Here is a 524-nt window from a genome sequence, read left to right as displayed (position 1 = left end):
GGGGTGTTAAGTAACCAGCAAGGCAAGCTTCAGTCTAGTCAGGACCTGACATTAAAGGCACAAGGGATTGATAACCAGTCAGGCCTGATTGCAACGCAAGCCAAACTGGATATGCAGCAACAGTGGCTGAATAACAGCAAGGGCCAGATTCTTTCGGGTAGCGCCTTAACGTTTGTTGGACAGGACCTTATCAACCAGGGCGGTTTATTACAAAGTGGAGCAGACCTGAACTTTAAGCTCAGTGGCCTGTTTGATAATAGCCAGTCAGGGCAACTGTACAGTGGCGGGAACACAGAGATACAGGCGGGTTCGGTTAAAAATAGTGAGCAGGGCAAGATCAATGCACAGGGTGTATTGAACATTGATGCTGTACAAGGCATTAATAATACCCAAGGCGTGATGGCTTCAACCCAGCAGATGTCATTGAAGAGTCAGGGCTTACAAAATGATGGCGGTCAGATCGGTACGGAACAAGGTGATTTACTGATTCAGACGGGTGATTTATCGCTGAATAATGGTTCAGG

The 524-nt window shown here is 47.3% G+C and carries 1 protein-coding gene; it reads left to right on the top strand.

Annotation, left to right across the window (positions count from 1 at the left end; genetic code table 11):
- Positions 1 to 524, top strand: a 524-nt coding sequence (locus ACH63V_RS18125; RefSeq protein ID WP_396464326.1) for a hypothetical protein, incomplete at both ends; no start/stop codon positions are given.

The sequence above is a fragment of the Acinetobacter sp. ABJ-A23_2 genome (assembly GCF_044538765.1).
Taxonomy (GTDB): domain Bacteria; phylum Pseudomonadota; class Gammaproteobacteria; order Pseudomonadales; family Moraxellaceae; genus Acinetobacter; species Acinetobacter nosocomialis_A.
The sequence above is the reverse complement of the archived record's forward strand: the minus strand, read 5'-3'. Positions and strand labels throughout refer to the sequence as shown.